The following is a 22,648-nucleotide window of genomic DNA, read 5'->3' on the forward strand; positions in this document are numbered from 1 at the left end:
GTACATGATCGACGCCAACCGCCGTACCCTGCGCACCCTCGTGCAGACCACGCTCGCCCTGGCCGTGACCCTGCCCGCGATCGTCGACGCCTCCGGCATTCCGGCCGCTCTCCCGTGGGTCGCAGGCGCGCTCGCCGTCGCCGGCGGACTCTCCCGCGTGATGGCCCTGCCGGGCGTGCAGTCCCTGCTTCCGCCGTGGCTGCGCGCCGAGCCGCACGTCGACGACGAGCTGCTGCGCGTCCTGCACCGTAGGGAGGATGCGACCGAGTGAGCGCAGCAACCGGCGTCGAGCAGGTCGACGCCGCAGTGATCTGGTGCGCCGCGCTCGTCGCCGTAACGGGCGCGGTAACCGTCGTCTGGCGGGCAACCCGCGCCGCGCGACGGCTCGCCCGACGCGTCGACGAGTTCGTCGACGACTGGCAGGGAACCGAAGCTCGCCCCGGAGTACCGGGGCGCCCCGGGGTCATGGCCCGACTCGTCGACATCGAGCAGCAGATAGCCGGTACCGCCGAGCAGCTCGCCGCCGTCGAGCACGAGCTGCACCCCAATTCCGGCAGCAGCCTGCGCGACGCCGTCGACCGAGTCGACGAGCGCACCCGGCAGATCGTCGACGACCCGCCCCCGTAACAGCAGCACGCCCCCCGTACCGGCCTCGTGCCGGTACGGGGGGCGCCTTTTGCGTTGGCGGGCAAGCAGAATGGACCCCCGGCGAGCCGCTACCGGGGGTCCATTCCTGGGGCTCACCGTGCGAATAGACCTATGCGGCTACTGGCACGGGACGAACGCCCCCTTCTCCGCCGTCCGCCCCCGCGTGGGAGACGTGGTTGGGGCGGTTGCGGTGGTCTGGTGGTGGGTTCTTCGCATGGCGCCCGCGCGACGCCGGCCGTGTGTCCGGCGGTGCGTCGATTCGGATCGTTGCTGCCGGATCAACGATCAATACGCGCAGTGGACGATCCCAGCAGTAACAGGAGTAGACCCGCCCCGGCTGGTCATTGGGGGGCGGCGACACTGCGCGGCTCGCAGAGGGCATCGACGCGTAGATCGCGACGAGGCTCAGCACCGCGAGACCGACAGCCAAAGCGATGACACCGAGGAACACGGGGGCAGTTGCACTCATGCGACGGACCTCTCGAACTCGTGCAGCCGGAACCACACAGCCTTACTCGTGCAGCCGAACGCGCCCCCGTAAAAGGTCGTCCCCCACTCTTCAGCCAAGGAGTCGAGCAGGGAGAGGCCCCGCCCCCGCTCCTCTTCCGAAAAATGGCTGCTCGGTACCAGCGTCCGCACGGGTGAGCTGTCGTGAACGCAGATCACGAGGTCGCGCTCGCGCAGCGTGGCATCGACAACAACCAGCGGCGATGCGGTGTGAAGCAGAACGTTCGTCACCACCTCCGAGAGGCAGAGGCGCGCGTCGTCCACAAGGTGTGTAAACCCAGCAAGGTTGCAGAGCAGCACGACCCACTCACGCGCTACGCGCGGCGTGGTGGGTCGGCTCGGGCCTGTCATGCGGTACGAACCCGGCTCGGGCGGTGGTGCAGATGGAGCTAAGGCAGCGATCGTCATCTCGTCGTCTCCCAACGCGGTCTGAGCTGCTCGCGTCGCGCGCCATGCGTGGCAATGGCCACCCCCAGGAGATACGCCAACTGGCATACCGGTGGCTGCACTTCGGACTTACAGGCGTGCGAAGCGGTGCTGCCGAAACCATAGGGTGAAACCATGGACCGGTACAACCCTGTACCCCTCATTGGGCAACGAGGTGGACCCGTGACGCTGCAACCGGCAAACTCATGTGGGACAAGGGGAAGGACGACATGCCACCGAGGGACAACCCCACAGCGCGACAGGTCCGTTTGGGCTCAGAGCTGCGAAAGCTGCGCGAGCGCGCCCAAGTGACCGCACGCGACGCCGGGGGCCTGCTCTCCACCGCCACCGATGCGGCCCGGATCAGCAATATCCCGGCCGGCCGCCTGGGGATCAGCGAAGAACGCATTCGCCGACTGTTCACGTTCTACCAGTGCCACGACGAGGACCTGCTGACTGCTCTCTGCGCCGTCGCCAACGAACGCCGCGGAACACACTGGTGGGATGACTACCGCGGCACTCTCGCCCCGGGCTTCCTCGACATCGCCGAGCTTGAGCACCACGCGGTCGCCCTGCGATGCCTGCAACCGGTGACGTTTCCTGGCCTCTTGCAGACCGAGGACTATGCGCGCGCTCTGTTCGGTGGCGCCATCCCGAAGGTACCGGCGGACGAGGTAGAGGTCCGGGTCGAACATCGCATGAAACGCCGAGTGATCTTCGATCGGCCCGAACCTCCGCAGTTTGAGGCCATCGTGCACGAGGCTGCGCTCCGTATGCGCGTGGGTGGTCGGAAGGTAGCTCGGGAGCAACTCGACTACCTGCTGCAAGCGTCTGAGCAGGAGTGGGTAACCCTCCGAGTAATCCCCTTCACCTCTGATGACTTCATTGAAGTCACACAGACAGTGATGTTCGCGTCTGGCACGGTCCCACAGCTTGACACCGTCCACATTGACACGCCATTCGGTGGACGTCTCCTTGACGCAGTCGCAAGCATCGACGGCTATCGAGCCCTGTTTGAGTTTGCCGAGCAGACGTCACTCAGCCCCGAAGAGTCGCGAAGTTTCATTCACCATGTCGCAAGAGAACTGTGAGAAATTCAGGAATGGACAGCGAAATTCAGTGGCAGAAGTCGAGCTTCTCGGGGGGCGGGGGCGAGCAGTGCCTGTACGTCGCCAAGCACGAGGGGGAGATCCTCTTGTGCGAGAGCGACGATCCCTCACGCATCGTGGCCACCTCACCCGAAAAGCTCGCCGCGTTCATTGAGGGAGTGAAGGCCGGCGAGTTCGACCACTTCGTCAACTAGCCACCCCCGGCGCACTCCTCCGCGCTGCAAGTGTTCCCCCCGCCTGACCTGGGCGGGGGGTTTTTGCATATGCCATTCGGCAGGTTTGGACCGGTACACCCTTGCAGTCGCGAGCGACCCGGCGCTACGGTCACACCCTGCCGCAGTAGCGCGTCCACCCCTTGTCACGCTGGACAAGTTGCAGCAGCAGGCCACTTGCACCGCCCTCTTGCGGTTCCAGCAAGGGAAAACCATGTAACTCTTTCGGGGAGTCCACATGCGTACCGCTCACTCACCGCACGCAGCAGCCGGTAAAACATTGCACCCCAGTGAGCTTCCCTTCACTCCTGCCCCCTTCAACGGCTACTGGCTACAGGTAGTGCGCTACGTCGCATCTACTGCCCTTCCCGAACCTTCAGCACTCACCATGTCGACCGAGAGCAACTCCGCAATTCGTTCCATGCGAATTCAGCTCCGCACCTATCACGCGTCCGGCATGACACCCCGCGAAGTCCTGCGCGCCGTCGAATGGACCGAATCCGGCTGGATACAAGCCCTTGCCGCGCTTCAGCGTGGCGAGCCCTGTTCCTTCTCAATCGTGTTGGGCAGCGGTGTTCGGATCGAATGGCGCGCAACCCCAAAGAAGTTGCTTCCGCTCATTGACGCTAGTTCTACAACTTGCCACACATCCCCCCACCCGGAATTGAGCAGATGAGTACCACGATCATGGCTGATCACCCCGCGTGGCAGGAAAGCTCGCAGGGGGACCTCGTACGCGTCGTCGAGTTCACCGGCGTTGTATGGGTGGCCCATTGGGTCGACGAGAGCCTCGTGCTTCGCCCCGTCGGCAGCGATGCCATGGACGCACCGCAGCCCGCCTATGCGCTGCCGATCCGGTTGCCGTACCTCCCTGAAGCGGCACTGCTCGCGGACGAGTTGGCGCGGCTCGGCACCGTACTGCGGCTGAACAACCCCTCGTTGTGGGATGCCCTGTTGGGTGCGCTGCTGCGCAAGGGGGCGCGAAGCTGCGACGCGAAAATCGTCTATCGCCGCATGTGCTCGGCGCACGGGCGCACCGTCGACACCTTCGCCGGCCCGCTCTCGCTCGCCCCTACCCCCGAACGCATCCTCGACCTACCCGACGAGGCGTTCGCCGCAGCCGGCGCCGCGCTCGACCGCGACGCGATGCGCGCCGCTGCTGAGGCGTACCGCGACCACGCCCCGTACTGGCACACGCTCGACGTCGAGCAGCTCGTTACGAGCCTGGCCACGGTGGACCACGTCGACCACTGGATCGCCGCTGTTGCGGCTGCGGACTACCGGGGCGACTTCTCCGTCTACCCGATCACCGATCTTTCCCTGCGCACCCTCGCGCACAAGATCGCACCCGACATGCAACTACCAAGCAGCGACCACGAGTTCGCCACCCTGTGGCGGAAGTGGGCACCCGACCGAACTGGACTCCACACCCTCACCCAATTCACTCTGGCATGGGGGACACATGCCCGCACCCGAACACAGACCGCCCGCTAGATCCTCCGCCCGCGCACCGCCGAGACGCCTGCATGACGTCGCCCTGCTCGTTGCTCGACACGTACCTGAACGGTCCGTTCTCACCAACGCAGAAAGAGGCAACTCCGTGCCCATACAGCCGATCGAGACAAGCAGCGATCTCGGAACGCTCGACCTCGTCACCCACTCCCCCGACGGCGAATCCCGGGGGATGTTCGAGCGCGTCGGGGACGTGTTCCCGCTCTCGCCCTTCCGCCACATCCTGACCAGCATCGCCGACGCCCCGACCCCCGTACGCCCGTGGGGACTGCGCTTCGCCGAGATCCCCCGACCGTCCGCCGGCAAGCACGAGGGGTCGAGCAAAGCCACCAGCGGCCACACGGACGGGACCAGCGGCGGCGAAGAGACGTCGGACGACTGAGAGGGCAGCGGAACCATGGGAAACACCGTTCTGATCCTCACGAATGACGAGGACATCACTGCCGGACGCGTCGCAGCCGAGCTCGCCGTGCGCGGCGTCCCGCTCGTACGGCTGGACCCTGCCGACTTCCCGACCAAGGTCAGCATGTCCGCCGAGATCAGCACCGGCACAACGTGGTCGGGCACGGTGACCGGTCTCACCACCGGGCGCGCCCTGGTCGACCTCGACGACGTCGCCGCGGTCTACTACCGGCGCCCGACGCAGTTCCGGCTAGCCGACGGCATGAACCGGGCCGAGCAGCAGTTCGCCTACGGAGAGGCCCGGAGAGGATTTGGCGGGGTGCTGGGCGCCCTCGACGGCGCCCTGTGGGTCAACGACCGAGCCGCAGCCGTACGAGCCGAATACAAGCCCTTCCAGCTCGCCGCAGCGTCCCACGTGGGGCTCACCATCCCCCCGACACTGATCAGCAGCGACCCGCAGCACGCGCACCAGTGGGCCAAGGAACAAGAGGGCCCGATCATCTACAAACCGTTGTCCGGCATCTGGCACGCCGACGACAACCAGATACGCGCGCTCTACACGAGTGCGGTCGAGGACCTCGACACCCTGCTCGACCCGGCGTTCGGCCGCACCGCGAACCTGCTACAACGGCAGGTGCCCAAGGATCACGAGGCGCGGGCAATCGTGGTCGGCGAGCAGGTGTTCGCCGTCGCCATCGACGCCGGCAGCCCCAGCGCACACAACGACTGGCGATCGGATTACGACGCTCTCAGCTATCGCCGGATCGAACTTCCCGACGACACGACGCGCAAGCTCGTCGCGCTGCACAAGCAGCTCGGCCTCGTCTTCGGCGCCGTCGACCTCATCCACACCCCGGACGATCAATGGGTGTACCTCGAAACCAACCAAAACGGCGAGTGGGATTGGCTGGCCGAAGAGACAGGTATCGACGTGGCAAGCGCAGTCGCCGACCTGCTCACTGGAAAGGCGCAAGAATGATCGGAAACCCTCTCGCGCAAGCGCTCTTCAAGCAGCTCATCGCGGCCGGCAAGCTCCCCGAGGAGTGGCGATCGGCGTACAGCGCGGTACTGCGCGAAACGTTCGTGCCCACCGTCGCGTGGGCCGTGCCGGACGGCCCTGCCCCCGGATACGGAATCGACCGCGACCACGATGCAGACGCGTGGTCGAGGGCGGTCTACTCCGACGCCTCGATCGTGACGCAGCTCGACGGCGGAACCGGTGACCTGCTCACCGGCAAGGGCAACCCGACGTCGTCCCTCTCAGCACCCCGAGCGGTATTCAACGCGCTCGACGCACTCGGCATCGAGGCCGGACACCGAGTGTTCGAGGTAGGCACCGGAACGGGTTGGACTACCTCTCTCCTGTCCAGTCGGCTCGGCTCGCGGAACGTCTTCTCGGTCGAGGTCGACGAACAAGTCGCAGCCGCGGCAGCAGCGAACATCAGCAGGGCCGGATACACACCGACGCTCATCGTGGGTGACGGCGCCGACGGTCTACCCGACGCCGCGCCATTCGACCGCGTGCACTCGACATGCGCCGTCGAGACGATCCCGTACGCATGGGTACGCGACACCCGCCCCGGCGGCGTGATCGTCACCCCATGGACCCCCACCTACGGCGACGGCCTACTCGCCCGCCTCGTCGTCACTGGCGACGGACGAGCATTCGGCCGCTTCCCTACAACCGCGAGCTACATGATGATGCGCGCACAGGACCGGCACGCATCGTGGTCGCCACACCACACCGACGAAGCCCACCAGACAACGACCACCCTCGACCCCCGCACCATCGCGCACGCCCCGCAAGGGGCAGCCCTGTTCATCGCGTCCACGGTGCGCGACGTCGTCGCGTTCGCCACCCCCGACGCTGACGGCGGATTCTCCCTGCTGCTCGCTGAAGCGGGACGTGCGAACGGCGCGTGGGCAGCCGTGGACTACACACCCGACGCGTCACAGTTCGAGGTGACGTGGTTCGGCGAGCGCGCTCTCTGGGACGAGGTCTCGGCCGCGTACTTCCAATGGGTCGCGTGGGGACAACCCGAACGAGAACGGTTCGGAATCACCGTTGCCCCAGAGGGCCAATTCGTGTGGGTCGACCACCCTCGGCACACCCCCTCCATGCGCCCCCTGTAGGAACTGTTCTGGGGAGAGGTTTTGAAACAACGGGGCGGGTACATGCAGATCTTCACTGTTTGACACTCTGTCACCGTCTGCCACAGAGCAGCCAATGAGAGGAGGCCGTCATGGCTGAGGAGAGCAACAAAAGGGTGAACGCGCCCAAGGAGTCCGTCGACGGCATGGCCGAATCGGTCACAGAGATCGAGGATGGTCAAGAAGTGGTGGGAGAGAAGGGGAACGGGACCGAGGAGAACGACTAGGAGCGGCTCCGCCCGCCTACCTCCGCCCGTCGGCGCCCACCCCCGGGGCCCGGCGGGCGGAGTCATGTCGGCGCCCCCTTTGGCGCAGCCCCCGACGCTACAAACGGGCCGCACCCGGAATCCGGCACCCCGTTGCGTACGGCATAGCAAATGGCTACCTTCATGGCGCTGTACCTGACGCTCGACCGGGGCTACTCGGCGACGTACGCCGGTCTGGTCGCCGCGCTGCACGGGCTCGGCGGTGTGGTGTCCTCGCTGGTCGCGGGTGTGATGGCGGACCGGCTCGGGCGGCGGCCGACGATGCTGATCGCGCAGACGTCGACGGCGTTCTCGGTGGCGCTGCTGGGGTTCATGGAGCACCCGATCGCGATTGCCGGGGTCGCGTTCCTGGTGGGCATGGCGTCCAACGCCTCGCGGCCGGCGGTGCAGGCGATGATGGCCGACATCGTGAAGCCCGAGGACCGGGTGCGGGCGTTCTCGCTCAACTACTGGGCGATCAACCTGGGGTTCGCGATCTCGTCGGCGGGCGCCGGGTTCCTCGCCGAGTACAGCTATCAGGCGGGCTTCCTCATCGAGGCGGCCATGACGCTGGCCTGCGCGGTCGTCGTCTTCGTGAAGCTGCCGGAGTCGCGGCCGGAGCGGACCACCGCGCAGAAGGCCGCCGAGCCGTCGGTGGGGCTGGGGACCGTGCTGCGGGACGGGCGCTTCATGAGCGTGGTGGGGCTGTCGTTCCTGGTGGCGCTGATCTTCCAGCAGGGGTACGTGGCGCTGCCGGTGGCCATGGGGACGGACGGGTTCAGCAGCTCGGACTTCGGGGCGGCGATCGCGGTCAACGGTGTGCTGATCGTGGCGTTGCAGATCCCGGTCACGCGGTTCATCGAGCACCGGGACCCGCGGCGGCTGCTGGTCGTGTCGTCGCTGCTCGCGGGGTACGGGTTCGGGCTGACCGCCTTCGCGGGGTCGCTCGGGGTGTACGTGCTGACCGTGTGCGTGTGGACGCTGGCCGAGATCATCAACTCGCCCATCCAGACGGGGCTTGTGGTGCGGCTGTCGCCGGTGCACGGGCGGGGGCGCTACCAGGGGATGTACACGATGTCCTGGGCGGTGGCGGCGCTGACGGCTCCGCTGATGGGCGGGTACGTCATCGACCGGTTCGGCAGTGAGTGGCTGTGGGGTGCGTGCGCGGTGATCGGGATGGTCGCGGCGGGCGGGTACTGGGTGCTGATGCGGAACATGCCCGAGGAGGAGTCGGCCGTGGTCGAGAAGGTCGCCGTGCCGGAGGAGGGGGCGGTGGCGAAGGCGGGGGAGGTCACGCCGGCCGCGTAGGTCCGCGTACGTATGGAAAAGGCCCGTCCGGAGCGTCCGGGCGGGCCTTGGTGCGTCAGGCGCGCGGTTGGGTCAGGTGGGCGAAGGCGTCCAGGTTGCGGGTGGATTCGCCGCGGGAGACGCGCCAGTCGTATTCCTTGCGGATGGCGGACGCGAAGCCCAGTTCGAGGAGGGTGTTGAAGGAGCCGTCGGCGGCTTCCAGGACCGAGCCGAGGAGGCGGTCGATCTCGTCGGGGGTGACGGCCGCGAGGGGGAGCTTTCCGGCGAGGTAGACGTCGCCGAGGGAGTCGATGGCGTAACTCACGCCGTACAGGCGGAGGTTGCGCTCCAGGAGCCAGCGGTGGACGGCTTCGTGGTTCTCGTCGGGGTGGCGGATCACGAAGGCGTTCAGGGAGAGGGAGTGGCGGCCGATGATGAGGGAGACCGTGGTGGAGAGCTTGCGGGTGCCGGGGAGCTTGACGACGTAGGAGCCCGGGGAGGGGCTTTCCCACTCCAGGTCGGCGTCCTTGAGGGTCGCTTCGAGTATGTCCCGCGCCGCTTTGTCAGCTGTCTCAGCCATGGTGCGAGCGTACGTGACGGCGGTGTTCGTGCATGGCGGCGGTGTAGACGTCCGCGGTGGCGGACGCGGCGGTGTCCCAGCCGAAGGCCTGCGCGTGGCGGGCGGCGGCGGTGCCCATGGTGTCGACGAGTTCGGGGTGGTCGATGAAGCGGCGCAGGGCGCGGGCGTACGCGGCCGGGTCGTGGCCCTCTATGAGGAAGCCGGTCTTCTCGTCGCGTACGGCCACGGGCAGGCCGCCGACGGCCGCCGCGACGACCGGGGTGCCGGTGGCCTCGGCCTCGATGGCGACCAGGCCGAAGGACTCGCTGTAGGACGGCATGACGAGGGTGGAGGCGGCGCGGAACCAGTCCGCGAGACGGTCCTGGCCGACCGGCGGGCGGAAGCGGACGACGTCGGCGATGCCCAGGCGCGCGGCGAGCTTCTGGAGCTTCTCGGGCTTGGCCATGCCGCTGCCGCTGGGGCCGCCGACGACGGGCACGACCATGCGCGTACGGAGAGAGGGGTCCTCGGCGAGGAGGACGGCGACCGCGCGCAGCAGGATGTCGGGGGCCTTCAGGGGCTGGATGCGGCCCGCGAAGAGGGGGATGAAGGCGTCCTGGGGCAGGCCGAGGCGGGCGCGGGCGGCGGCGCGGCCGTCGCCGGGGCGGAAGCGCTCCAGGTTCACGCCGGGGTGCACGACGGCGACGCGGCCCGGGTCGGCCTCGTAGAAGCGGACCAGCTCGTCGGCCTCCTCGGCGGTGTTCGCGATGAGGCGGTCGGCGGCGCGGACGATCTGGGTCTCGCCGATGACGCGGGCGGCGGGCTCGGGGGTGTCGCCCTCGGCGAGGGAGGCGTTCTTGACCTTGGCCATGGTGTGCATGGCGTGGACGAGGGGGACGCCCCAGCGTTCGGCGGCGAGCCAGCCGACGTGGCCGGAGAGCCAGTAGTGGGAGTGGACGAGGTCGTAGTAGCCGGGGCGCTGGCCGGCCCAGGCCTGCATCACGCCGTGGGTGAAGGCGCAGAGCTGGGCGGGCAGCTCCTCCTTGGCGAGTCCTTCGTACGGTCCTGCGTCGACGTGGCGGACCAGGACGCCGGGGGCGAGCTCCACGCGGGGCGGGAGGCCGCCGGTGGTGGCGCGGGTGAAGATCTCGACCTCGATGTTGATCGCGGCCAGGCGCTTGGCGAGCTCGACGATGTAGACGTTCATGCCGCCCGCGTCGCCGGTGCCGGGCTGGTGCAGCGGTGAGGTGTGCACGCTGAGCATGGCCACGCGGCGCGGCTTGCGCGGGGTGCCGGGCAGGCGCAGGCGCGGCGGGGTCGCCGCGGCCAGTGTGCCGGTGAGTCGGGAGACGTACTGGCTCACGTCGACGGTCCTCTCGACTGACTGCGCGGGCATGCCAAGGGAGGGCGGTGCCGCCCTTCCGAAGGGGGAGAACAGCGGAATTCCGCGGTCCATTTCCAGTTTGCCAAATCATTGCCAAGCGGCTCGGCGCGTCCCTCGCGCTTTAGGATTTCGCTCATGGCCTCCCGCACCACTCCCTCGCGCCCCGTCGGCGCCGTCACCCGGGGGACCACCAACCCGAACCGGCTGCGGCGCATGGACCGCTGGATCGCCGCCGTGCACGGTCAGGCGCTGCGGCGTACGGAAGGGGCGGTGGCCGTCGACCTGGGGTACGGGGCCGCACCCTGGACGGCGGTGGAACTGCTGGGTCGGCTGCGGACGGCGGCGCCGCGCGTCGAGGTGACCGGTATTGAGATCGAGCCCGCGCGGGTGGCGGGGGCGAAGCCGTACGAACGGGAGGGGCTGACCTTCCGGCACGGGGGCTTCGAGGTGCCGCTCGACGGGGGGCGGCGGCCGATGCTGATCCGTGCGGCGAACGTACTTCGACAGTACGACGAGGAGCAGGTGGCCGCCGTCTGGGAGCGGTTGCGGGGGCGGCTGGCGCCGGGCGGGCTGCTGGTGGAGGGGACCTGCGACGAGATCGGGCGGCGGCACGTGTGGGTGGCGCTGGGGCCCGAGGGGCCCCGGACGGTGACGTTCGCGGCGCGGCTGGCGTCGCTGGAGAAGCCGTCGGACCTGGCGGAGCGGCTGCCGAAGGCGCTGATCCACCGCAATGTGCCGGGTGAGCCGGTGCACGCGTTCCTGCGGGACTTCGACCGGGCGTGGGCGGCGGCGGCGCCGTTCGCGTCGCTGGGGGTGCGGCAGCGGTGGGTGCGGGCGGTGCGGGATCTGGCGGTCGACTGGCCGGTTCGCGGGCCGCATTCCGCTGCCGGGCACGCTCCGGCGGACGGGGAGCGGCGGTGGCGGCAGGGGGAGGTCACGGTGCGGTGGGAGGCGTTGGCGCCCCGGAGCGGGGAGGCACCGGCCCTCCGGAATGCCACATACCGGTGAATATCGGGGGACTTTCCGCTCGCTGGGCACTTTTGGGGAACGGGAATTCGATCTCGTTCGTCGGACGGGTGTGCAGGGAAGGGCCGGACGGTTCTTGGGGGTTGTGAGGGGATGCTGATGCGGCCTCTGTCGCTTTGACGGGAGGCGTGGCAGCATCTCGACAGCACCGCCAGGTTACTGACGGTAAATCAGATTCGACTTGTTCCGGGGGGAGCTCGTGAACCGACGCCGTAGCAGTGGCTGGGGTGGGGGTCGCCGCGTCACGACCGCTGTGGCAGTGGCCTGCGCGCTGAGCGTGCTGGTGCTGCCGGGTCAGGCGTCCGCCGCCCCGGAGCCGCCGCCCGCCGGGGGCTCGGGCCAGAGCCTCGAAGACGTACGAAGAGAGATCGACGAGCTCTACCGCAAGGCCGCCGTCGCCACCGACGCCTACAACCTCGCCGAGGACCAGGCGCAGGGGCAGTCCGGCGAGATCGTGAAGCTGGCCCAGACGATCGTGGCCGGCGAGCAGAAGATCAACAAGCTGAAGGACCGGCTCGGCGCGCAGGCCCGCGCCCAGTACCGCACGGGCGGTGTGCCGCAGAGCGCCCGGCTGATGCTCAGCGGGAACCCGGACCTCTTCCTGCGCGGCGCCGCCCGCATGCAGCAGGGCGAGTCGGCGGTCAAGGGAATGCTGGAGGAGCTCAAGCGCACCCAGGAGGACCTGCGTACGTACTCCGCGGACGCCAGCACCCAGTGGACCAAGCTGGAGGCCAACCGCAAGAGCAAGGAGAAGGCCCGCCAGGAGATCAAGAAGCAGATCGACGCCGCCGAGAAGATCGAGTCGAAGCTGGCGTCGAAGGACCGGGCCAAGATGCGGGAGCTGGAGCGCGAGGCGGAGTACCGCGCGCAGCAGGCCTGGATGAGCTCCGGTGCGCTGGGCAGCGGCGGGGGCGCGGGGACGAGCCAGGGCAAGCGGGCCGTGGCGTACGCGATGGACCAGATAGGCGACCCGTACGTGTGGGGTGCCGAGGGACCGTACGCCTTCGACTGCTCGGGGCTCACCCAGCAGGCGTGGATCTCGGCGGGGCGCGGGATACCGCGCACCTCGCAGGAGCAGTGGCGGCTGCTGCCGAGGGTGCCGGTGTCGCAGATGCGGCCCGGGGACCTGATCATCTACTTCGCCGACGCGAGCCACGTCGCGATGTACATAGGCAACGGCGCGATGGTCCACGCCCCCCGCCCGGGGCGGAACGTGACGGTGGCGGGCGCGGGCTCGATGCCGATCCTGGGGGTCGTGCGACCGGGGTAGCGCATCCGTCCCGGGGATCGTGCGGCCGGGGCAGGCGGGGCGTGCGGCCGGGGTGGCGCGCGGGGTCGGCCCCGCCCCCGTACGGCGTGATCTTTGTCATGGGAACGGGAGCGGCGGAACCGGCCTCGGCCCCCCGGCGGAACCCGGTCATGCCGGGCCGCAAGCGGTGAAAACTCCCGGCATATGACCGGGGCGGATTCGTGAACGCCATTCCGCTCGCCCGCCGGGTACCGCTAAGGTCCCCGTTTGGCGGGGCGTCGCTCGGCGTCCCACCGCCCTCGGGGGGAGGGAAGGAACCGAACCGATGCCCGTACCCATACCGCGGCAGAGAGCAGTGCCCGCCGTGGAAAGCGACGGACAAGGCGGCTCTTCGCACTCCGCTCCGCAGCAGCCGGCCGACCTCACGCTGCTGGTCATCGAGAACGACCCGGCGGACGCCGTCGCCGTACCCGACCTGCTGGACCACGACTCCGCGGGCGGCGGCCGGGTCCGCGTGCGCACCGCCCGCAACCTCACCGAGGCCCACCGGCTGCTCACCGACGACGTGCACTGCATCCTGCTCGACCTGGACCTGCCGGGCTGCGGCCACTGCCCCTCGTGCACGGCGGAGCCCGGACACGCGCTGGGCGCGCTGCACGACGTACTGCGGATGGCCCCGCACCACGCCGTCCTCGCGCTCACCCCGTCCGACCGCCCCGAGCACGCCGCGGACGCGGTGCGGGCCGGGGCGCAGGACTACCTGTTCCGCGACGAGCTGGACGGGCGGCTGCTGAGCCGGGCCATCCGGTACGCGGTGGAGCGCAAGCGCGCCGACACCGCCTCGTACAAACTGGCCGAGTCCCGGCTGCACGCGCAGGAGAACGCCCGCCTGGAGCGCGGGCTGCTGCCGACGCCGCTCCTTGAGGGCTCCGACCTGAAGTTCGCCGCCCGCTACCGGCCGGGGCGCTCCCGGGCACTGCTCGGCGGGGACTTCTACGACACCGTCCGCACCCCGGACGGCACCGTCCACGCGATGATCGGCGACGTCTGCGGCCACGGCCCCGACGAGGCGGCGCTCGGCGTGGAACTGCGCATCGCCTGGCGGGCGTTGACCTTCGCGGGCCTGTGCGGGGACGAGCTGCTCTCCACCCTCCAGCGGGTCCTGGAGCACGAGCGGGAGAGCGAGGAGATCTTCGCGACGCTCTGCACGGTCGACATCGCACCCGACGGCCGCCGGGCCGGCCTGTGCCTGGCCGGGCACCCGGCACCACTGATCGCCCGGCACGGGCAGCTCGCCCAGCTGATGCCGTACGACGGCGGCGGCCCGGCGCTCGGCCTGCTGCCGCACGCCCGCTGGCCGCGCAGCCAGGTCGAACTGGGCGGGGCCTGGAGCCTGTTGATGTACACGGACGGCCTGATCGAGGGCAAGATCGCCGGGACCGACGGCTCGGGCCGCCCGGTGCGGCTCGGCCAGGACGGCATGGTCGCGATGATCAACCGTCAGCTGTCGGAGGGGCTGCGGGGCGACGAGCTCCTGGAGGCCGCCATGACGCGCGTACGCGAGCTGAACGGCGGCGAACTCACCGACGACGTCGCGCTGTTGCTGCTGGACCGGGACCTGAAAAGGGACCTGCAAAGGGACCCGGGCCGGGACCGCTCCGACGCAACCGCCAGGGCTCAGCGCCCGCCGTTGTAGGGCCCGTACGGACCGTCACTGCTGCTGCCGCCGCTGCGCCGACCGCCGCCGGAGACCTGCCGGAGCGCGGGCCGCACGTCCACCAGGAAGACGATCGAGGCGACCAGCCCGGCGATCTGGAGGAACAGCATCGGCACCAGCAGGTTCACGACCGCCGTGATGCCGAGGATGATCAGCCAGAAGTTCTTGGACTGCTTGTCGGCGGCCCGGTAGGCGTCCGCCCGCGCGGTCGCCGCCATGACCAGCGCGACCACCGCCGTGATGAGGAAGACCCAGCCGACCACGAACATCAACGTGGCATCGAATCCCGAACGCAACATAACTGAGCACCGCCTCATCGGTTAGACCGCCTGGTGACCGCCCTGCCGCCCAAGGTACCGAAACGACGGACCGGACGCCCTCGCGGCGACCCGGCCCGTCGCATCCGGTCCGTGGAACGGCGGGCTACTTCTCCCCGGAGGCGTCGGCGGACGCAGCCGTCTTCTTGGCGGCGGCCTTGCGCGGCGCCGGGGTCTTCTTCGCCGGGGCGTCCTCGGCCTTCGTTTCCTCGGCCTTGGGCTCCTCGGCCTTGGGCTCCTCGGCCACCTTGGGCTCCGGGTCCGGCTCGACCGCGACGGCGATCTCGGCGATCTCCTCGGCGGCCTCGCCGCGCCACTGCTTCACGGCCTGCTCGCCGTGCTCGGCGACCTTCTCGTACGCCTCACGGGCCTTGACCGCGTACTCGGCGGCCACACCCACGCCGCGCAGGGCGAGGTCCTGGGCGGTCTCGCCCAGCTTCTTCAGGTCGGTGTCGAAGGAGCCGACGATCTCGCCGAACTTGGCCTGGAGGGTGGCCTGCGCCTCCTTGGCCTGCGAAGTCACCTTCTCCTGCACGGCCTTGGGGTCGGTCTGGCGCACCTTCTCGAAGCGCTCCGGCGCCTCGTCGGCGAGCTTCTTGGCCTGGCGGGCGGCGAGGTCGGCCGTACCGGCGAAGAAGTAGAGGGGGGTCGGGTCGGTGAGGGTCTTTCGCAGGTCATCGCTGATGGCCATAACTGTGGTCCTCCCGGATCGCATCAGTGTGAGGGTGGCGCTTCACTGCCGGCACCGGGGGCGTCCTGATTCCCGTTCTCCGCCGCGTTCTCCTTGCGGAAGGACTCGTAGATCTGGAGCAGCACCTGCTTCTGCCGCTCGTTGATCAGCGGGTCGGCCAGGATGACGGCGGGCGTCTCCAGCTCGTCCCGGTCCTTCTCGTCGAGGATTCCGGCCTGCACGTACAGCGTCTCGGCGGAGATCCGCAGCGCCTTCGCGAGCTGCTGGAGGATGTCCGCGCTGGGCTTGCGCAGGCCACGTTCGATCTGGCTGAGGTACGGGTTGGACACCCCGGCCGCATCGGCGAGCTGCCGCAACGAGAGCTGCGCGTTGCGGCGCTGCTCCCGCAGGTACTCCCCGAGGTTGCCGACGTTCAGTGAAGCCATGCTCCGATGGTGCACCCACTGCGCTAACTTTTGCAAGCACGTGCTTGCAAAAGTGGTCCACGCCACGCGAACCCGTTGTTGTGACTGAGCACGGTAGGTGTCGTATTTGCGCGACAGCTGTCGCCATCCAGGTCCAGTCGGAAATTGTGGGGTGGTTTCGGGCTGCGGAGCCATAGATTGGCGCTATGCCCGATTTTGCGCATGCCGAGGCCACGGCCTGGCGCGCTCTCGGCGTCATCGACCAGCTGCTGGCCGCCCGCGACAGGATGGCCTCCGGAGTTGGCGGCATCGGCTTCCTCCGCGAACACGAGGCAGTGGCACCAGTCGCGTGGAGCTGGTGGATGCTCATTTCGGACTCCGCCCGCGTGGTGGCGGAGGCGGCCAAGAATGGTAACGGGTTCGTCGTCGCACCGGTGATGCGGAACCTGATGACGCACGCGGTGGCGATGGCCTGGCTCGTCGACGGCGGCGACGCCGCGGTGCAGGCCGTTGACGCCTACAGCGACAACCAGCTCCTCAAGCTGATCACTAACGCGAAGCGAGCTGGGTGGGATGTCGAGGGAGACGAGGTCGAGACAAAGGTCCGTGCCGCTGTCGACGAACGCACCGCCCACCCGGCCCCTGAGGTTGTCCGGCTGACGAACGAGATCCGCAACACCGCCGACCTGATGGCGGCATTCGGAGAGCAGGAAGGCTATCTGCCCTACCGGCACCTCAGCTCCTACTCCCACACCACACGAGAGACAGCGCAGCTGTATCTCCATCGCACACGGGCCGGCGGCTGGGAACTGCGCAACAAGCCCAGGGAGAGTGGCCTGAACGACGTCACTTGGACGGCCGTCTGCCTGATCCAGGCCGGCCGGATCCTTGACTCCATCCTCAGCGAGCAGTTGCTGGCCGAGGAGCTTGACCAGGCCACCGCGCACCTCGGTATCTCTGGGGACATCGTCCCTCGGATCGCCTTCGCCGGGACGCCGCCAACTGACGTGGGCGACGCCCAGCTTCGGCGAGCAAGATGCCGATCCCGTCGCCACGGCGGGATAGCGCCATATCGGGGCACGCTTATCGACGCCGCCTCGCCAGCAGATCCTCCAGGTCGGCGCAGTCGCGACCCGGCGCAGCGGCCGCGGCAACCGAATCGCCGTCCGGCTGGATCTTCGAACGTGGCAGCAGGTCCAGCCCGGCCCGGGTGTAGTCGATGCCGAAGCGGCGGCCCATAATCTCGGCGATCAGGGCCAGCGTCCAGCACTGATCGAGCCGGCCAAACGCGGCCGGACCGGACCGGCCTGACCGGACTCGACCTCCAACCCCCGTGACCCCAGCCATTGGAGGTCTCTAGGTAGGCTCCCTCAGGCTAGAAGCCACACGACAGGGGGCTTAGATGGCAGGGTCGTTGACAGCTGCGGTGCGGAACCACTGGGTCACTTCAGGCAAATCTGTCCGTAGCCCTCACCACATAGAATCCGTAATTGAATCCGCCGTCGATGCCCTGGTTGAACGCGGCATTGACCGCTCCTGGATTCAGACAGGACGAAAGGCTTCCCTACCGGCATCCTTCGGCTTGGGAAACACCCGCTGGGATATTGTCATCATCAAGGATGAAATACCGCTGGGAGGAATCGAATTCACGGCACAGTCCGGGACCTCAGCCAGAATGAACTTGCCCAACCGGATCCACGAGGCAACCTCGCGCGCACTCGCGGTACGAAGCTCAGATCAAAACGGCGGACTGCAGCCACTGCTCGGTCTGTTTATCATGTGGGAACAGGGCAGTGGCACCTCTGTCCAGCCAAGGCTTGAAGCAGCGCTAAACCAGTTTCTTGACGACGAACTATACGACGAGATTGCCTACACGACCTGTAACTCCGATGCGGAACTACGGGAGCCAGTGGAAGGCATGTCTGTGCAGCGGTTCATCGACCGTTTCAGCCGTCGACTACTCGCACGAGCGGTAGGCCCACTGGAAGTCGTTACGCCAATACTAGAGCCCTACCGAGAGGTGATCGAGGCCGCACGGGGTGAGAAGAAGGACTATTCCCTGGAGCGCGTGCCCAAACAGGGTGGGCAAGCAGCAGTGTTCCGAGGAGTGCACAAAGCGTCAGGAATCGAGATTGCTTTCAAGCGGAGGCTTTCTCAGTGGTCGAAGGCAGGCGCCCGGATGGGACGCGAGATCGAGATCGCCCGCATCCTGAGTGCGCATCCACATGTCATGCCAGTCCTGGACTTTGAGGCGCAGCACCGCTGGTTCATCATGCCTCTGGCCGACGCAACCGCTGAAGAGCAGTTCCTCCAGTTGAAGGATCCAACGCATCTTCACAGGATGATCAAATCGGTGGCATCCGCTCTAGCAGAAGCGCACCGCCATGGTTGGCGCCACCGCGACGTCAAGCCACAGAACATCCTCCTGTTGCATGGGCGTTGGACCTTGGCCGACTGGGGCACCGTGCGTCGGCCACGCGGCCAAACCACCTTTGCCGGCCGTACCGGCGCCCATATCGGCACTCCTGGCTTCGCGCCGCCTGAGCTTTTCCCCGGGCCGCATGCGCCTGAGTTTCCCGCCGGGCCGCACGACCTCTCCGTACCGGCGACAGACATCTACAGCCTCGGCCGAGTCGCCGCCTGGGCTCTCACCGGGCAGTGGCCACAAGCAAATATCCCCCTCTTGCCGACAGAGGAGCCATGGCGGACCATCGTCGAGGAAGCGACACAGCACAAGATCGAAAGACGCCCCCAAAGTATTGCCGAGTTCCTGGCCATCATCGACCGCGAGCATGGCAAAGCAGGACGATCCTGAGGCTGAGAATTTGGCCTGCATCAGCGCGACTCACACATAGGTGGACGTAGGGCTACAGAAGTTCTGCCTGACTGATTGAAAGCCAGTAGTCAAGGTCTACGTGACCGCCTGGGAGGAAGCATTCAGTCCATCCACCCTTGAGATCCATCTTGGGGACATAAGACCGAGGGCCGACATGCCTCTTTATGTGGGCTTCCGCGACTATACATGTAAGCAATGGGGCGTCACGAGTTGCCACGATTCTCCCACCGGAGCGGCGGTGCGTATCAAGACGATCCTGAATGGTCCCGTACCTGCCGATGCCGAATTTAAGAAAATCCGCGCCGTCGACATCGCCGAAAAGCGCCAAATAAATGTAAGCCGGAGCGCTGGCAAGGGTCTCGTTGCGCTGCACTTTTGCCCTAATGTACAAATGTGAGGAACATGATCTACAGCCACCTTGGCCCCGCCGGATCGAATTCAGCAGGGGACGCGCGTCCCGACCACAGCGCAAACAACGTCCATGTATAGGCGTGGTTACGTTGACCCAGCCACCGAGTAATTCTATCCCTGCCTCGCGAAATTCCCGCTGGGCTGTTTCGAATGCAGTAGTTCGCTCCGCTGATATGGATCGATACATGCACGTTCGGCATCCGAAGACACGTTCTCCAGCGGCGAACTTCGCCCGAATCGCCCCAACTTTCACCCGAACGTGGGATCGACAGCGTTCACATCGGGCGCTAGTCAGCGCGTGTGCATCGACGTAAGGCCCAGTCATGAGAAGACCGGCGCTCGCGAGGGATTTAGTGGCCTCTGATTTAGTCAGTCTGTTCACAGGCAGACTGTTGGAGCGATAGCAATATCGACATCCGGACCCTTTGAGAACGTTAGTCAACGCCGGATTAGAGATTCCTGCACAAGTCAGGCAAATGCATCGGACAGGGCGTGAGGCAGCAAGGAAATCCCCCAGCATGGCAAATCCCGAAGACTCGAATATAGCCCGTACGCATGATAGGCAGCGTTTGGTCCTTCCGATGCGCGGGTTAGTGCCACACTCTACACACCAGGGTTGGCCATTAATGCTGCCGTACTCCATAAACCGTCGGTAATGAACGGAACACCACCCACGGGCGATCGAAGAACCACCACATCCACTGGCTTCGCATGGGGAAGGTTGCGATTTGGGACGGGTTTCAGTAGTTCCTGTTCGCTCAACCCTCTGGGCATGGAGAGAACAATAACCGTGATGTGAGTGCTTTCTGTCGCAGCCGGGAACGGCGCAGAATCGCTCAGGTATCAGAGCCAGCGGGTCACCGTGCCGCTGCCAACGCGCGTAGTGAGTGGGGCACCATCCGCGCCCGACGGCTAACCCCTGGCATCCGTCTATTGAACAGGGCTTCCGTCCCGTTGCTCGCCGATCTATGTGAGGGTCGCCATTCGCCCGCCAGCGTTCATAGTGTGCACCGCACCATGTACGGGCCCGCACAGGCCGGGTACAGCCGGGTATCGAGCACTGAAACACGCGACTATCACTTCCTCTGCTTGTTCATGTGGTGGTTTGTTGTGGTGCGACGTCAGTCTGCAGTGCGTCTTTCTGACATGAGCGGGACCGTACAGGCCAACACTGACAACGGAGTTGCTCTGGCCCTGCTTCAAGTCGAGAGACTGACGCAACGGACATGGAGGCCCTGACCACCGCCTGAGCACTGGTCACTCCAGCCCCACCCTGCCAGACAGGACTCCAAGACCACTTGCAGAAAACGCAGTTGCCAGGCGGCTAAGCCTTGCAACGAGCGTCACCGGGTCCCTTGGCGACCAGCGCTTGTCGGCCGCCCGAAGCGAGGGCCCGACACCAGCGGTTCGCCGACATCCGAGGCACCCGGAACCGCCGGGCCATCTCCCGGTCACTGACCCCAGCCTCGATCAAGTCAGCTGCCGCGAGCCGGACCTGCTCACGCCGATCTCGTTCCTCGGCTGTCAGCCGCCACCATTGGGATGCCTCACCCCTCCGGCATCGCGCAGCGGACGCCAACCGTCACGACCCCACGTAACCCGCAGCATTAAAGATCTCTAGCTATCCGACTGGCTCTCGATGCGAGTGACCTGATCAGGGCCGGGATGGTCCACGCCAGGCACCATGGGGTTCTCGTAGTCGAACTCCACCTTGCCGAAGGAGTCGCTGGTGATGGGCGGGGGGTCATTGTCAGCGATGATCAGTTGCAAGCGTTCGCCATATGCGTCAGCCAACGTCCTGAAGCGGCTGTAGATCTTGGCCGCGCGTTGACGGTCGGAGGCATTGTTGCCGAAGGCCTTGCGCGGTGAATCGATCACAAGGAGCGATGGAACGAGGACGTCGGAGTGGTCGAGTCCGAAGGCAAGGAGCGTGAGGCTGTAGGCGAGGTTGACGGAGGTGGCGATGCCCCCACCGGAGGCCTGCAGGGTCTCGAAGGGCCGTCCGTTGACCACCGGCAGGTAGGTGTCGCGGTCGATGACGGCCGTGTCGACCCAGGGCAGGTTCCAGCTGGTGAGCAGTCGGCTGAACTCGGTGCTGAGGTCACCGAGCAGAGTCTGGTTGGCCTTGAGCTGATCGGACTTCTCCTTGATGTCCTTGTTCAGCTGCCGGCGGTCGGCCTTGAGTGATCGGATGTCCGCGTCGATGGTGCGCACCCGTGCCCAGGATTCGCGCAGTTGTGTGATGGCGTCAATGCTGGCCTTGAGCGAGGCGACGCGGGAGCTGGCCTCGGCGATGGCGTCAAAGCGCGGGGCGACCGCATCACGGGTCTGGGCGTCGAGCTCTCGGCGCAGGCTGGTGACGGCGAAGCTGAGTTGCTGTGACCGTTCCTGGACGGTCTGCAGGTGTGCCTCGTCCGACTGCTGGATGGCTTGTGCGTCCTCAAGCTGCTGCTGCAGGGCCGTGCGTGTCTCTTCGATGGCAGCCGGGTCGATGTCGGCCTCGACTGGGTCGGGTTGGAGACAGACAAGGCAGTGATCGTGTTCGACGGCCCGGGCCGCCAGCGGCTGCATGCACCGCGGGCAGACGACGAACTCGAAGGGGGAGAGCTGGTCGATGGCCGTGACCGACCGTGCGAGACGGGAGAGGTCGAGCTGTACCTGGGCGACGACGGCATGTCGCGCCTCCACGAGGTCGGCGGCCGCGGACACTTCTTCTTCGGTCTGCCGAGCGGCGCGGATGGCGTTCTGCAGCTCGTCACGCAGTGCGGTGTCGGCGGCGGTCTGATCCTCAAGTTCGGCGCGGAGGCTGGCCAGGGCGGACGATGCCCGCTCAAGGGCGTCGCGCAGCTGGCTGAGTTCGGCCCGCAGTTCATCGTCGCTGCGGGGATCGGAGGCTGCCAGGAAGGAGCTGACGTTGTCGTGCTCGGCGGTTCTGGCCTTCAGTGTGTCCAGGAGCTGGTTCCTGGTGCGCTTGAGCTCCATGAGCGCACTGTCGGTGAGCCCGAACATCAGGCGGAAGAGCTCTCTGCGCTTGGTCTCAAACCAGCTGTCCAGGTGACCGACGACCTGGCGGTCGATCTCGCGTGCCTGGAGGTAGACGTAGGCGTACAGGTCGTTGAAGGTGAGGTTCTGCGGTCGCGCTACTCCTTCTCGCCGTGCGGCGATCTGTTCGCGCGGGAAGCCGAGTGCGTCCAGGAGGTGGTCGGAGAGCGTGGTGACGCCTTCCGAAGCCCGCAGAGGTAGGGTGCGTTCCAGAGCTAGGGAGTGTGGATCAAGGAGATCCACGGTGTCTGCGGTGTCTCCCTCAATGGTCCGCCTGAGGACGAAACGTTCGTCGCCGGCCACGACCTCGGCCTGGACCGACAGGACGTGGTCGCGGACCGCTGGGGTGAGCATGGCGCTGCCGCCGAGGGCGTGCTTGAAGAGCATCAGCAGACTGGACTTGCCAGTCCCGATGGGGCCGGTGATCACGGTGGCCGGACGGTCGAAGCGGTAGGTCTGTTCCGTCTCAGCGGTCGTGACGGTCAAAGCGACGATGCGCAGGTGGACGGCCAT

23 protein-coding genes and 2 pseudogenes are annotated in these 22,648 nt (G+C 67.1%); 16 read left to right on the forward strand and 9 right to left on the reverse strand.

The window, feature by feature from the left end:
- Positions 1 to 4 precede the first annotated feature (4 nt).
- Both IE269_RS08620 and IE269_RS08625 read left to right on the forward strand, forming a co-directional pair.
- On the forward strand, positions 5 to 271 hold the full coding sequence (locus IE269_RS08620; RefSeq protein WP_189822222.1) for a hypothetical protein: 267 nt from the start codon (positions 5 to 7) through the stop codon (positions 269 to 271).
- Complete coding sequence (locus tag IE269_RS08625; protein ID WP_189822223.1) at positions 268 to 627, forward strand: hypothetical protein; 360 nt, start codon at positions 268 to 270, stop codon at positions 625 to 627. Before IE269_RS08620 ends, IE269_RS08625 begins: the two co-directional genes overlap by 4 nt.
- Positions 628 to 1,113: 486 nt before the next feature.
- Here the strand turns inward: IE269_RS08625 and IE269_RS43730 are convergent, their stop codons facing one another.
- Positions 1,114 to 1,650 (reverse strand): ATP-binding protein, encoded by a 537-nt coding sequence (locus IE269_RS43730; RefSeq protein ID WP_438817527.1) that lies wholly within the window; start codon positions 1,648 to 1,650, stop codon positions 1,114 to 1,116.
- Positions 1,651 to 1,811: 161 nt separating this feature from the next.
- Here IE269_RS43730 and IE269_RS08635 point away from each other — a divergent pair, with 161 nt between their 5' ends.
- The 8 genes from IE269_RS08635 (at position 1,812) to IE269_RS08665 (ending at position 8,520) form a co-directional block, all read left to right on the forward strand.
- The gene (locus IE269_RS08635) at positions 1,812 to 2,672 is read left to right on the forward strand and encodes a Scr1 family TA system antitoxin-like transcriptional regulator (protein ID WP_189822735.1); all 861 of its coding nucleotides are present in this window, start codon (positions 1,812 to 1,814) and stop codon (positions 2,670 to 2,672) included.
- A gap of 11 nt (positions 2,673 to 2,683) precedes the next feature.
- Complete coding sequence (locus IE269_RS08640; protein ID WP_189822225.1) at positions 2,684 to 2,884, forward strand: DUF397 domain-containing protein; 201 nt, start codon at positions 2,684 to 2,686, stop codon at positions 2,882 to 2,884.
- A gap of 690 nt (positions 2,885 to 3,574) precedes the next feature.
- The gene (locus IE269_RS08645; RefSeq protein ID WP_189822226.1) at positions 3,575 to 4,396 is read left to right on the forward strand and encodes a hypothetical protein; all 822 of its coding nucleotides are present in this window, start codon (positions 3,575 to 3,577) and stop codon (positions 4,394 to 4,396) included.
- A 106-nt stretch (positions 4,397 to 4,502) separates the two neighbouring features.
- Entirely contained in the window at positions 4,503 to 4,796 is a 294-nt protein-coding gene (locus IE269_RS08650) for a hypothetical protein (protein WP_189822227.1), read from the forward strand.
- Positions 4,797 to 4,811: 15 nt separating this feature from the next.
- Positions 4,812 to 5,795: an ATP-grasp ribosomal peptide maturase gene (tgmB, locus tag IE269_RS08655; protein WP_189822228.1), complete on the forward strand. Its 984-nt coding sequence runs from the start codon at positions 4,812 to 4,814 to the stop codon at positions 5,793 to 5,795.
- On the forward strand, positions 5,792 to 6,949 hold the full coding sequence (locus IE269_RS08660; RefSeq protein WP_189822229.1) for a methyltransferase domain-containing protein: 1,158 nt from the start codon (positions 5,792 to 5,794) through the stop codon (positions 6,947 to 6,949). The genes tgmB and IE269_RS08660 overlap by 4 nt, the downstream gene beginning before the upstream one ends.
- A gap of 110 nt (positions 6,950 to 7,059) precedes the next feature.
- Entirely contained in the window at positions 7,060 to 7,194 is a 135-nt protein-coding gene (locus IE269_RS43005; RefSeq protein WP_268253589.1) for a hypothetical protein, read from the forward strand.
- Between the two features lie 150 nt (positions 7,195 to 7,344).
- Positions 7,345 to 8,520, forward strand: a complete 1,176-nt coding sequence (locus IE269_RS08665; RefSeq protein WP_189822230.1) for an MDR family MFS transporter — start codon at positions 7,345 to 7,347, stop codon at positions 8,518 to 8,520.
- Between the two features lie 55 nt (positions 8,521 to 8,575).
- Here the strand turns inward: IE269_RS08665 and IE269_RS08670 are convergent, their stop codons facing one another.
- Both IE269_RS08670 and mshA read right to left on the reverse strand, forming a co-directional pair.
- Positions 8,576 to 9,079: a type III secretion system chaperone family protein gene (locus IE269_RS08670; protein ID WP_189822231.1), complete on the reverse strand. Its 504-nt coding sequence runs from the start codon at positions 9,077 to 9,079 to the stop codon at positions 8,576 to 8,578.
- Positions 9,072 to 10,421: a D-inositol-3-phosphate glycosyltransferase gene (mshA, locus tag IE269_RS08675; RefSeq protein WP_189822736.1), complete on the reverse strand. Its 1,350-nt coding sequence runs from the start codon at positions 10,419 to 10,421 to the stop codon at positions 9,072 to 9,074. Before mshA ends, IE269_RS08670 begins: the two co-directional genes overlap by 8 nt.
- A gap of 156 nt (positions 10,422 to 10,577) precedes the next feature.
- Here mshA and IE269_RS08680 point away from each other — a divergent pair, with 156 nt between their 5' ends.
- The 3 genes from IE269_RS08680 to IE269_RS08690 all read left to right on the forward strand — a co-directional run bounded on the left by IE269_RS08680 (position 10,578) and on the right by IE269_RS08690 (position 14,413).
- Positions 10,578 to 11,450 carry a class I SAM-dependent methyltransferase gene (locus tag IE269_RS08680; RefSeq protein ID WP_189822232.1) on the forward strand — a complete coding sequence of 291 codons (873 nt, stop codon included), beginning with the start codon at positions 10,578 to 10,580 and terminating at the stop codon, positions 11,448 to 11,450.
- 217 nt (positions 11,451 to 11,667) lie between these two features.
- The gene (locus IE269_RS08685; RefSeq protein ID WP_229897485.1) at positions 11,668 to 12,738 is read left to right on the forward strand and encodes a C40 family peptidase; all 1,071 of its coding nucleotides are present in this window, start codon (positions 11,668 to 11,670) and stop codon (positions 12,736 to 12,738) included.
- A gap of 304 nt (positions 12,739 to 13,042) precedes the next feature.
- On the forward strand, positions 13,043 to 14,413 hold the full coding sequence (locus IE269_RS08690) for a PP2C family protein-serine/threonine phosphatase (RefSeq protein ID WP_189822233.1): 1,371 nt from the start codon (positions 13,043 to 13,045) through the stop codon (positions 14,411 to 14,413).
- Here the strand turns inward: IE269_RS08690 and IE269_RS08695 are convergent.
- The 3 genes from IE269_RS08695 to IE269_RS08705 all read right to left on the reverse strand — a co-directional run bounded on the left by IE269_RS08695 (position 14,395) and on the right by IE269_RS08705 (position 15,867).
- A complete protein-coding gene (locus tag IE269_RS08695) occupies positions 14,395 to 14,733 on the reverse strand; it encodes a DUF2516 family protein (RefSeq protein ID WP_189822234.1) in 339 nt (112 codons plus the stop codon). The genes IE269_RS08690 and IE269_RS08695 overlap by 19 nt on opposite strands.
- A gap of 124 nt (positions 14,734 to 14,857) precedes the next feature.
- Positions 14,858 to 15,442: a hypothetical protein gene (locus tag IE269_RS08700; RefSeq protein ID WP_189822235.1), complete on the reverse strand. Its 585-nt coding sequence runs from the start codon at positions 15,440 to 15,442 to the stop codon at positions 14,858 to 14,860.
- Between the two features lie 23 nt (positions 15,443 to 15,465).
- Complete coding sequence (locus tag IE269_RS08705; protein ID WP_189822236.1) at positions 15,466 to 15,867, reverse strand: helix-turn-helix domain-containing protein; 402 nt, start codon at positions 15,865 to 15,867, stop codon at positions 15,466 to 15,468.
- A 185-nt stretch (positions 15,868 to 16,052) separates the two neighbouring features.
- Here IE269_RS08705 and IE269_RS08710 point away from each other — a divergent pair, with 185 nt between their 5' ends.
- Entirely contained in the window at positions 16,053 to 17,087 is a 1,035-nt protein-coding gene (locus IE269_RS08710; protein ID WP_189822237.1) for a hypothetical protein, read from the forward strand.
- Here IE269_RS08710 and IE269_RS43735 read toward each other — a convergent pair.
- Positions 17,035 to 17,148 (reverse strand): annotated as a pseudogene (locus IE269_RS43735) (winged helix-turn-helix domain-containing protein); the annotation flags it as partial. The gene IE269_RS08710 and the pseudogene IE269_RS43735 sit on opposite strands and share 53 nt — an antisense overlap.
- 100 nt (positions 17,149 to 17,248) lie before the next feature.
- Here IE269_RS43735 and IE269_RS08715 point away from each other — a divergent pair.
- Together IE269_RS08715 and IE269_RS08720 are read left to right on the forward strand one after the other, a co-directional pair.
- Positions 17,249 to 18,661, forward strand: a complete 1,413-nt coding sequence (locus tag IE269_RS08715; RefSeq protein ID WP_189822238.1) for a protein kinase domain-containing protein — start codon at positions 17,249 to 17,251, stop codon at positions 18,659 to 18,661.
- Between the two features lie 100 nt (positions 18,662 to 18,761).
- Positions 18,762 to 19,079 (forward strand): hypothetical protein, encoded by a 318-nt coding sequence (locus IE269_RS08720; RefSeq protein ID WP_189822239.1) that lies wholly within the window; start codon positions 18,762 to 18,764, stop codon positions 19,077 to 19,079.
- Positions 19,080 to 20,343: 1,264 nt separating this feature from the next.
- Here the strand turns inward: IE269_RS08720 and IE269_RS43740 are convergent.
- Positions 20,344 to 20,644, reverse strand: a pseudogene (locus IE269_RS43740) (helix-turn-helix domain-containing protein); the annotation flags it as partial.
- Positions 20,645 to 20,710: 66 nt separating this feature from the next.
- The gene (locus IE269_RS08725) at positions 20,711 to 22,648 is read right to left on the reverse strand and encodes an ATP-binding protein (protein WP_189822240.1); all 1,938 of its coding nucleotides are present in this window, start codon (positions 22,646 to 22,648) and stop codon (positions 20,711 to 20,713) included.

Source organism: Streptomyces spiroverticillatus (assembly GCA_014650415.1).
GTDB classification, from domain to species: domain Bacteria; phylum Actinomycetota; class Actinomycetes; order Streptomycetales; family Streptomycetaceae; genus Streptomyces; species Streptomyces spiroverticillatus.

What these genes read in the sequence shown, in the direction of transcription:
- IE269_RS08620 (WP_189822222.1), top strand. Translation starts at nt 5, where the DNA reads ATGATCGACGCCAACCGCCGTACCCTGCGCACCCTCGTGCAGACCACG.
- IE269_RS43730 (WP_438817527.1), bottom strand. Translation starts at nt 1,650, where the DNA reads ATGCCAGTTGGCGTATCTCCTGGGGGTGGCCATTGCCACGCATGGCGC.
- IE269_RS08635 (WP_189822735.1), top strand. Translation starts at nt 1,812, where the DNA reads ATGCCACCGAGGGACAACCCCACAGCGCGACAGGTCCGTTTGGGCTCA.
- IE269_RS08640 (WP_189822225.1), top strand. Translation starts at nt 2,684, where the DNA reads ATGGACAGCGAAATTCAGTGGCAGAAGTCGAGCTTCTCGGGGGGCGGG.
- IE269_RS08645 (WP_189822226.1), top strand. Translation starts at nt 3,575, where the DNA reads ATGAGTACCACGATCATGGCTGATCACCCCGCGTGGCAGGAAAGCTCG.
- tgmB (WP_189822228.1), top strand. Translation starts at nt 4,812, where the DNA reads ATGGGAAACACCGTTCTGATCCTCACGAATGACGAGGACATCACTGCC.
- IE269_RS08660 (WP_189822229.1), top strand. Translation starts at nt 5,792, where the DNA reads ATGATCGGAAACCCTCTCGCGCAAGCGCTCTTCAAGCAGCTCATCGCG.
- IE269_RS43005 (WP_268253589.1), top strand. Translation starts at nt 7,060, where the DNA reads ATGGCTGAGGAGAGCAACAAAAGGGTGAACGCGCCCAAGGAGTCCGTC.
- IE269_RS08665 (WP_189822230.1), top strand. Translation starts at nt 7,345, where the DNA reads ATGGCTACCTTCATGGCGCTGTACCTGACGCTCGACCGGGGCTACTCG.
- IE269_RS08670 (WP_189822231.1), bottom strand. Translation starts at nt 9,079, where the DNA reads ATGGCTGAGACAGCTGACAAAGCGGCGCGGGACATACTCGAAGCGACC.
- IE269_RS08680 (WP_189822232.1), top strand. Translation starts at nt 10,578, where the DNA reads ATGGCCTCCCGCACCACTCCCTCGCGCCCCGTCGGCGCCGTCACCCGG.
- IE269_RS08690 (WP_189822233.1), top strand. Translation starts at nt 13,043, where the DNA reads ATGCCCGTACCCATACCGCGGCAGAGAGCAGTGCCCGCCGTGGAAAGC.
- IE269_RS08695 (WP_189822234.1), bottom strand. Translation starts at nt 14,733, where the DNA reads ATGTTGCGTTCGGGATTCGATGCCACGTTGATGTTCGTGGTCGGCTGG.
- IE269_RS08700 (WP_189822235.1), bottom strand. Translation starts at nt 15,442, where the DNA reads ATGGCCATCAGCGATGACCTGCGAAAGACCCTCACCGACCCGACCCCC.
- IE269_RS08705 (WP_189822236.1), bottom strand. Translation starts at nt 15,867, where the DNA reads ATGGCTTCACTGAACGTCGGCAACCTCGGGGAGTACCTGCGGGAGCAG.
- IE269_RS08710 (WP_189822237.1), top strand. Translation starts at nt 16,053, where the DNA reads ATGCCCGATTTTGCGCATGCCGAGGCCACGGCCTGGCGCGCTCTCGGC.
- IE269_RS08715 (WP_189822238.1), top strand. Translation starts at nt 17,249, where the DNA reads ATGGCAGGGTCGTTGACAGCTGCGGTGCGGAACCACTGGGTCACTTCA.
- IE269_RS08725 (WP_189822240.1), bottom strand. Translation starts at nt 22,648, where the DNA reads ATGGCCGTCCACCTGCGCATCGTCGCTTTGACCGTCACGACCGCTGAG.